Origin of the sequence: Rothia gullae (assembly GCF_024294905.1) — a bacterium.
In the GTDB taxonomy this organism is placed as follows: Bacteria; Actinomycetota; Actinomycetes; order Actinomycetales; family Micrococcaceae; genus Rothia.
The window spans coordinates 43,901-52,103 of sequence record NZ_JANCOC010000003.1 but is presented as its reverse complement, the minus strand read 5'-3'; the positions used below and the strand labels follow the sequence as shown (position 1 = coordinate 52,103).

The 8,203-nt window shown below is 61.2% G+C and carries 8 protein-coding genes and 1 tRNA gene (1 of these 9 only partly in view); 5 read left to right on the top strand and 4 right to left on the bottom strand.

Going from position 1 to position 8,203, the window contains the following annotated elements; all coding sequences use genetic code 11:
• Nucleotides 1–17: transfer RNA gene (locus NML54_RS02890), tRNA-Thr, on the top strand; it begins 155 nt to the left of the window's first position.
• A 172-nt stretch (nucleotides 18–189) separates the two neighbouring features.
• Here the strand turns inward: NML54_RS02890 and NML54_RS02885 are convergent.
• On the bottom strand, nucleotides 190–1,191 hold the full coding sequence (locus tag NML54_RS02885) for an LLM class flavin-dependent oxidoreductase (protein WP_254755828.1): 1,002 nt from the start codon (nucleotides 1,189–1,191) through the stop codon (nucleotides 190–192).
• Nucleotides 1,192–1,402: 211 nt separating this feature from the next.
• On the opposite strand from NML54_RS02885, the gene NML54_RS02880 reads away from it, so the two are divergent.
• The 3 genes from NML54_RS02880 to NML54_RS02870 all read left to right on the top strand — a co-directional run bounded on the left by NML54_RS02880 (nucleotide 1,403) and on the right by NML54_RS02870 (nucleotide 3,657).
• Complete coding sequence (locus NML54_RS02880) at nucleotides 1,403–1,855, top strand: MaoC family dehydratase N-terminal domain-containing protein (protein WP_254755827.1); 453 nt, start codon at nucleotides 1,403–1,405, stop codon at nucleotides 1,853–1,855.
• The gene (locus NML54_RS02875; protein ID WP_254755826.1) at nucleotides 1,855–2,316 is read left to right on the top strand and encodes a MaoC family dehydratase; all 462 of its coding nucleotides are present in this window, start codon (nucleotides 1,855–1,857) and stop codon (nucleotides 2,314–2,316) included. The genes NML54_RS02880 and NML54_RS02875 overlap by 1 nt, the downstream gene beginning before the upstream one ends.
• Nucleotides 2,317–2,550: 234 nt before the next feature.
• The gene (locus NML54_RS02870) at nucleotides 2,551–3,657 is read left to right on the top strand and encodes a UDP-N-acetylmuramate dehydrogenase (RefSeq protein WP_254755825.1); all 1,107 of its coding nucleotides are present in this window, start codon (nucleotides 2,551–2,553) and stop codon (nucleotides 3,655–3,657) included.
• 103 nt (nucleotides 3,658–3,760) lie between these two features.
• Here the strand turns inward: NML54_RS02870 and NML54_RS02865 are convergent, their stop codons facing one another.
• Together NML54_RS02865 and NML54_RS02860 are read right to left on the bottom strand one after the other, a co-directional pair.
• Nucleotides 3,761–4,720 (bottom strand): histidine kinase, encoded by a 960-nt coding sequence (locus tag NML54_RS02865; RefSeq protein ID WP_254755824.1) that lies wholly within the window; start codon nucleotides 4,718–4,720, stop codon nucleotides 3,761–3,763.
• 132 nt (nucleotides 4,721–4,852) lie between these two features.
• A complete protein-coding gene (locus NML54_RS02860) occupies nucleotides 4,853–6,280 on the bottom strand; it encodes an MFS transporter (RefSeq protein ID WP_254755823.1) in 1,428 nt (475 codons plus the stop codon).
• Nucleotides 6,281–6,495: 215 nt separating this feature from the next.
• Between NML54_RS02860 and NML54_RS02855 the strand changes: the two genes are divergently transcribed.
• Nucleotides 6,496–6,885 carry a PGPGW domain-containing protein gene (locus NML54_RS02855; protein ID WP_254755822.1) on the top strand — a complete coding sequence of 130 codons (390 nt, stop codon included), beginning with the start codon at nucleotides 6,496–6,498 and terminating at the stop codon, nucleotides 6,883–6,885.
• A 106-nt stretch (nucleotides 6,886–6,991) separates the two neighbouring features.
• On the opposite strand, the gene asd is transcribed toward NML54_RS02855, so the two are convergent.
• Nucleotides 6,992–8,131, bottom strand: coding sequence for an aspartate-semialdehyde dehydrogenase (gene asd, locus NML54_RS02850; RefSeq protein ID WP_254755821.1), 1,140 nt, complete (start codon nucleotides 8,129–8,131; stop codon nucleotides 6,992–6,994).
• Nucleotides 8,132–8,203: the final 72 nt, after the last annotated feature.

The window sequence follows — 8,203 nt, the reverse complement described above, 5'->3', positions numbered from 1 at the left end:
GATTCCCGGTCGGGGCTCAGATAAGCCTGCCTCTTCGGAGGCAGGCTTTTTTGTTTACCTATTTTATCTGCCTATTTTCTTTGCCTGAAGCCCGGTCAGCATGCGCTCAGCGCATGGCTCGATACCGGGCATAGCAAAGCCCCCGAGAAAAATACTCGGGGGCTTCATCTTTACGCTCTGATCAAAGCGTTAGGAGGCGCGGCGCACCACCGGCAGCTGGGCCAGCAGCTCGTAGGAGCGCAGGCGGTCCTCGTGCTCCCAGGCCTCGGTCATAACGATGAGTTCGTCAGCGCCCGTGCGCGCCACCAGGTCCTCAATACGAGCCTGCGCGGTGGCGGGGGAGCCTACGATTGCTTCGGCGGTCATGCGGTCAATGTGCATCTTCTCCGCGTCGGTCCAGACGGCGTCCATATCTTCCACGGGAGGTGCGAAAGACAGATTGCCGCGTACCACCCCCAGGAAATGCTGCTGCTGGCTCGTGTACAGGTAGCGAGCTCGCTCGTCGGTATCGGCGAGCATTGCGGTTGCACCCACCATGACGTAGGGCTGCTCCAGGTGCTCCGAGGGCTTGAAGTTCGCGCGGTAGGTGTTTACTGCCTCCTGCAACATTGCGGGCGCAAAATGCGAAGCGAACGCGTAGGGCAGACCCAGCTGGGCGGCAAGCTGCGCACCGAACAGGGAAGAACCCAGAATGTACAGGGGCACCTTCGACCCCTGGCCGGGAATGGCGTGTACGCGGTGCATGGGGGAGGGCTCGCCCAGGAAGCGCTGCAGTTGCTGCACCTCGGCGGGGAAGCTCATGGCGGCAGAATCGTCGCGGCGCAGAGCGGCGGCGGTCATCGGGTCGGTGCCGGGCGCACGGCCCACACCCAGGTCAATACGACCGGGGTGGAATGCGTTGAGGGTACCGAACTGCTCCGCCACCACGTAGGGTGCGTGGTTGGGGAGCATAATGCCGCCCGAACCCACGCGAATACGCTCGGTTGCGGCAGCAATCTCAGCCATGACCACGACGGTTGCCGAGGACAGCAGGGAGCCGGCATTGTGGTGTTCGGCGACCCAGAAACGCTCGTAGCCGTAGGACTCAGCCGCGCGGGCGGCATCGATGGTGTTGAGCATAGTCTGGTGCTGGCTCTGGTCGGGGCGGTGCGGCATCAGGTCAAGCACCGAAATTTTTACGTTGGAAGACACAACTTTTCCTTCTTGATTGATTGCTGGTACTCGTCCAGCCTACGCCTGCTTGGGCTGTGCGGGTAGGGGTGCGCCGGACACCTTCGCTAGCAGGTAAAAAATGCGACGAAATACTGCACGCCTGCACCTGAAAGCTGGTCGCCTGTACAGCGGTCTGTCCACTCTGTGCGTTTGAGCTGAACACTGTGCACAAGAACGGTAGACTGAAATCATGAGCATTAACCCTGAGATTGTGGGCAGGGTCTACCCGTCCGAGAATACCTACGTTGTCGGTCGTGAAAAGATCCGCGAATTTGCCCGAGCAGTTCACGCAGAAAACCCCCTCCACCACGATATTGAGGCAGCCCGTGCGGCAGGGTACGCAGATGTGATTGCCCCGCCGACCTTCGCCATTATCCTGGCGCAGGCAGCCGACGCGGCACTCATCAATGACGATTCCGCCGGTATTGATTTCTCCCGCGTGGTGCACGCCGACCAGCGTTTCACCCACCACCGCCCCATCGTTGCCGGTGATGAGTTGCGCACCGAAGTTCACGTGGACTCCGTGCGCGTCATGGGTGCCGGCGCAATGCTGACTACCCGCGAAGAAATTGTTGACGCGCAGGGCGAGCCGGTCACTACCTGCATTTCTTCCCTACTGGTTCGTGCTGAGGAGGAGAACTAATGGTGCGTTTTGAAGATCTTGAAAAGGGCCAGGATATCGGTTCGCGTACCGTGGAGCTCTCCCGCGCTTCGCTGGTGCGTTACGCTGGTGCATCCGGTGACTTCAACCCGATTCACTGGAACGAGCGTTTTGCTCAGTCGGTGGGCCTGTCCGGCGTGATCGCTCACGGCATGCTGACCATGGGTACCGCCGTGCAGCTCGTGAGCGACTGGGTGGGTGACCCCGGCGCAATCGTGGACTACCAGACTCGATTCACCAAGCCCGTTCCCGTGGCGGATGCGCCCGGCGGCGAAAACCCCGACACCCCCACGAACGCCCTGACCATCAGCGGTAAGGTGGGTGCCCTGAATGAGGAGGCGCGCACCGTCCGCATAGACCTGACCGTCACCGCTCGTGATGAGGAGGGCAAGGAGCAGAAGGTCCTGATGAAGAGCCAGGCTGTGGTTCGTCTCTCGGCATAGAGTTTCTGCGCTTGCATATAGCCGTGTGAAAGCAACTATGTGAAAGCCTCGGCGCTACCCGATGCGGTGGTGCCGGGGCTTATGCATGCTCGGCTGCGCGCTCGCCGGTGCAGATGGCGGCGCTTCTTTTTGGGGGAGGTGCGCCGGACAATGAAGGCAAAATCACCATAAGGTTTTCGTGACTTTAACACGTGGTGGGTGTTGACCCCGCACAACGACCGGTATTCTTAACCTATGACTGAAAAGCTGTTGAGCGAACTGACCACCGCCCAGGTAGGCGGCCCCGCTAAGACCTACGTCCGCGCCACCTCCGAAACAGAAATTATCGAAGCAGTCTCCGCTGCAGACGCCGCAGGCGAACCCGTCCTCATCGTGGGCGGCGGCTCCAACCTGTTGGTTTCCGACGAAGGCTTCAACGGAACCGTCGTGCACATCGCCTCCGAAGGCGTAGAGGTTCTGCCCATCCCCGCATGCGGTGGCGCGAACGTGCGCGTGCAAGCTGGCACCATCTGGGACGACTTCGTGAAGCTCAGCATCGAGAACGAATGGGTCGGCCCCGCGGCTCTCTCCGGCATTCCCGGTACTGTGGGTGCAACCCCCGTGCAGAACGTCGGCGCATACGGCGTTGAGGTGGGCGAGTTCATCGCCTCCGTACGCACCTGGGACCGCGAAAAGAACACTCGGAAGACCTTCGCGAGCGCAGACCTGCGCTTCGGCTACCGCGACTCGGTGCTCAAGCGCGCAACCGTCAACGGCTCGCCCCGCTACGTGGTGCTGACCGTTGATTTCCAGTTCACCCTCGGTAGCCTGTCCTCCCCTATTCGTTACGCTGAGCTAGCGAAGAGCCTGGGCGTTGAGCCCGGTCAGCGCGCCGAATCCGCTCTGGTGCGCGAAAAGGTGCTGGAGCTGCGCGGTTCCAAGGGCATGGTGCTCAACCCCGAGGACTGTGACACCTTCTCTACCGGTTCCTTCTTCACCAACCCGATTGTTCCGCGCTCGACCCTGGATTCCCTGCCGGAGGGCGTCCCGAACTTCCCGGTGGTCGTGAAGACTTCCCCGTTCACCGCGGGTGTCGAGGACCCCGATCACGTGAAGCTCTCGGCTGCTTGGCTGATTCAGCACGCCGGTTTCGAGAAGGGTTTCGGCCTGGAGGGTGACTCTCGCGAGATTGCTCAGGGTCGTGCCAGCCTGTCGACCAAGCACACCCTGGCGATTACGAACCGCGGCGGCGCATCCGCTGAGGACATCTCCGCTATCGCCCGCGCTGTGCGCGACGGCGTGCGTGAACGTTTTGGCGTGACTCTGGTTCCTGAGCCTGTCGTGGTCAACGGCGAAATCTAAACGCTCAACTTCTCGCCTCTCGTAGCGCGAGGACGCATAGAATAAACGCTTCGGGCGGTCTCTGATAAAGAGGCCGCCCGAAGCGTTGTATCGACCCGCTGAGCTAGTGGCAAGGTGAGGAGATACGCACCTGCCCCGGCAGGTAGGGCCTGCGTTTGGGCGCTGTGCGCGTTGCCGCAAGGGGAGCGGTGGGCAGGTGCTCTATGAGCTCCTGAACCGCCAGGGGAAGCTTATGCGGCGGGCTGGGGGCGTGAAAAATCGGCTTATGGCGCGTGGGCCGGTACGGGTAGTATTCCGCGTCCTCGCTGTGGGACCAGACAAGGTTGCCGAACTCGCTGGGAACGGGGGAAAGCACGTTGGCGTAGTAGGCGCGCGTCTGCAGGTCGGCACGTTCGGAGGTGCCGGTAGATACGCCGCTGGGCAGACTGTCCTGCTCGATGATAAGGGCGCGGACCATGCCGCCTACGGTGCTGACCGCGTTCACGTGTAGGGCGAGCAGATCCCCGTCCTTGTGGTCGACCTGTACCTGCCCGTCCGCAAGGATTCGGGCGCCCATCGTGATGCTGCTGGCGATTCCTTCGCAGAGGGCACGGATGAGCGCCATGCGTGCAGGGTAGAGGTCTGCGATATCCCAGCCGATGAGGGCGGGCGCGGCGGAATTGCTGGCGTATTCCTCGTAGGATTCGTAGGAGGCGATGTCCACGTAGCCGCGGGCGATGGGCTCGCGGTCGTAGGGGCGGCCGTCGCGCTGCTCCCAGAAGCTGAGAGCGGTTGCGGTGAAGACAGCCTGGCCGTCGCGTACGGCGACGCTGAGCGTAAAGTCCTGCGGGTAGCCGTTTTTGGTGCGCGGGCGCAGGGTGATTGCGCGGGTGTATTCGTTGAATTCCTCGGGCCAATCCAGGTAGTAGCTCATTTTTGCCCCGTCGCCACGGTGCACAGTGAGTTCGCCCGGTAGTAGCATGGCTTCGGGCACGCCGCCGGCACGTTCGGTGGCGTAGTGTTTGCTCACGGGCCAGGGGCTGAACTCCGTGTGGTAGGGGCTGGAGAGGAAGGAATCGAGCATAGAACGTATCCTCTCATAGTTTGAGGTTGTGGCGCATGGATAGGGGGCTTAAATGACAAATGAGCTGTCCCTTCTGACTGCTCGGAAAGAGCGTTCAGGAGGGACAGCCCATCATGTAGGCTGGGCGGCTCGTTAGAGGGACTCGCCGCGGCGTTCAGGTAGTAGGAACACGGTGGTTGCCGCTACCAGGAATGCGGTGGAGAAGAGCGTAAAGAGTAGCGGGGTTCCACCGAATGCGACCAGCGGCGGCACAATGAGCGGTGCCGCGATGGAGGCGATACGACCGATACCGGCGGCGGCACCGGTGCCGGTTCCGCGCAGGTGGGTCGGGAAGATTTCCGGGCTCAGGGCGTAGAGGGCACCCCACGCGCCGAGGTTGAAGAAGGAGAGCATGCATCCGGCGAGGATAATGAATACCTCGGCGTGTGCCATGCCGTAGCCAGCCGCTGCGAGGGCGGAGCCGAGCAGGAAGGTCGCCAGGGTTGCTCGTCGGCCCCACTTTTCGATGAGGTAGGCGGCGACCGCGTAGCCGGGCAGCTGTGCAAGGGTCATGATGAGCGTGAACGCGAAGGACTTCACGAGGCTGAAGCCCTGGGCGTTCAGCAACGCCGGAATCCATATGAACGCGCCGTAGTAGGAGAGGTTGATGCAGAACCAGATGATGCACAGGGCGATGGTCTTGCGGCGCTGGCCTGCAGCCCAGATGGAGTGAATCTTCGCGGATTCTGCGTTGTCGGCGCTTTCAGACGCGCCGTGTACGGAAGCGTCTTCGGTCTGATTCTTACCGGTTTGGGAGAAGAGTGCGGGGGAGGACTCGAAACGTTCAACAATCTGGCGCGCCTGATCGTGCTTGCTGACCGACTCGAGGAACCGCACCGACTCGGGGGTTCCCATACGGATTACGAGCGAGTAGATGGCGGGAATCAGGCCGATGGCAAGTGCCCAGCGCCAGCCGTTTGCCTGCGGAACGATGAAGGTGCCGATGAGAGCGGCGAGGATCCAGCCCAGAGCCCAGAAAGCCTCCAGAGCGACCACGACGCGGCCGCGGATAGCGCGCGGCGAGAACTCAGAAATTAGGGTGGATGCCACGGGAAGTTCCGCGCCCAGACCTAGACCGACCAGGAAACGGAAGACGAGCAGCACGCCCAGAGAGGTGGCCAGGGCGGAGGCGCCGGTCGCCAGACCGTATACCAGCAGGGTGAGGGCGAAGATGTAGCGGCGGCCGAGCTTATCGGCGAGTAGGCCGCCGAAGGTTGCGCCGAGCGCCATGCCTGCGAATCCGATGGATCCGAGCCAGGAGGCCTCGGTGGGGGTGAGTTGCCATTCCTTGATGAGTGCCGCCATGACGAAGGAGATGAGGCCGACGTCCATGGCGTCCAGAGCCCAGCCGAGACCCGAGATGCCCAGGAGCTTGCCGTGGGCGCGGGTGAAGGGCAGGTTTTCGAGGCGTTCGTTGAGGGTCGGTGCGGTGTTGCGTTCAGCAGCGGGCGCAGAGGTACCAGCAGGTGCAGCAGCGTTGGTGCGGGGTGAATCCGTTGATACGGGACGAGGGGAGGACACGGTAGTGGGTCGCTTCCTTAGTGTTTAGGCGTAGTGCCGGGCGAATTGTTCCCTTACAGTGTATAAAGGTACTTTCGACTTGAACACTATTGAAACGAAAAAATTTTGAAGATGACGGAAAAATCTCAATATGAAGAAATCTTTCACAGCACCCATCCAGCGGTAGGTGCTATTCTCTAACCACCGCCGCCCGGTGAAACTCACCTACGGCACGTTTGGAAGGACCACCCCTGAAAACCATTGAAGATGAAGTCAAGGAAAGTGAGACCAGCCGCTTTCACCGCTGGCTCGAAGTCCGCAAGGAGCGTATGCACGCGCATCCGGTCATGCGTCATCTTTACAAGCCCCTCGTCATCGGCGTGGGCGCCTTCTGCTTTATCGCCGGACTGATTATGCTCGTCACCCCCGGCCCCGGCTGGCTGTTCATCTTCATCGGCCTGGGCATTTGGGGTACCGAATTCACCTGGGCACGCCGCGCCAATATTTTCATGAAGCACGTGGTGCTCACTGCCTGGTACCGCTACCGCGCCTGGCGACAGCAACGCAAGGAACGCAAAGCTGCACGCAAGGCAGAACGCAAAGCCGCCGCCGCGAACCAGCGCTAAACCAGCTCGCGCTAAGCCACACCAGCTATAGACAGACGCAAAAAGCCCTCGCTCCCATCCGATAAGAATGGTAGCGAGGGCTTTTTATATAGCTTGTCAGTGAGCTTTAGAGCTTGCCAACAGCAATCTGCAACATGCGGCGAATCGGCTCAGCAGCACCCCAGAGCAGCTGGTCACCCACGGTGAACGCGCTAATGTACTCGGGGCCCATCGCGAGCTTACGCACGCGACCAACCGGAATCTCCAGAGAACCGGAAGCAGCCACGGGGGTCAGCTGCTCCATGGACTCCTCACGCTGGTTCGGCACGAAGCGAACCCAGGGATTGTCCTCAGCGATGATGCGCTCGATCTCTTCAATCGGCAGGTCCTTCTTGAGCTTGATGGTCAGCGCCTGAGAGTGCGAGCGCATCGCAGCGATGCGGACGCACAGACCGTCCATGGTGATCTTGTCGTCTTTGGAACGGCCCAGAATCTTGTTGGTCTCAACCTCAGCCTTCCACTCTTCGCGGGACTGGCCGTTACCCAGATCCGAGTCGATCCAGGGAATCAGGGAGCCGGCGAGCGGAACACCGAACTGGGAGGAATCCAGCTCACCGGAGCGCTGCTTAGCAAGGATCTTGCGGTCGATGTCCAGAATTGCGGATGCGGGGTCGTTCAGCTCCTCGGAGACCTCGTTGCCCAGGTCGCGGAACTGCGCGAGCACCTCGCGCATGTGGCGGGCACCGCCGCCGGAAGCTGCCTGGTAGGTCATGGAGGTAGCCCACTCGACCAGGTCATTCTTGAAGAGACCGCCCAGACCCATCAGCAGGCAGGAGACGGTGCAGTTACCGCCGACGAAGTCCTTCACGCCGGATGCCAGGCCGCGGTCGATGACGTCGCGGTTAATGGGGTCCAGCACGATGATCGAGTCATCGTTCATACGCAGGGTGGAAGCGGCATCAATCCACAGGCCGTCCCAGCCGGCTGCACGCAGCTTCGGATGCACAGCCTCGGTGTAGCCACCGCCCTGAGCGGTCACAATAATCGAGTGCTTACGCAGCTCATCAATGTCGTATGCGTCCTTCAGCTCGGACGGCTTAATTACGCCGTCGAAGGTGGGCGCAACGCCACCAACATTAGAGGTAGTGAAGAAGACGGGGGTAATGCCCTCGAAGTCGCCTTCCTCAACCATGCGCTTCATGAGGACGGAGCCCACCATGCCGCGCCAGCCAACAAAACCTACAGAGTCACCGGGATTAAAGTTCATGGTTCCAAGTGTACTCGTAGCTTGGCGGGTGTGGACTAACACCGTACAAAAAATTTGATATTCGGAACGGGA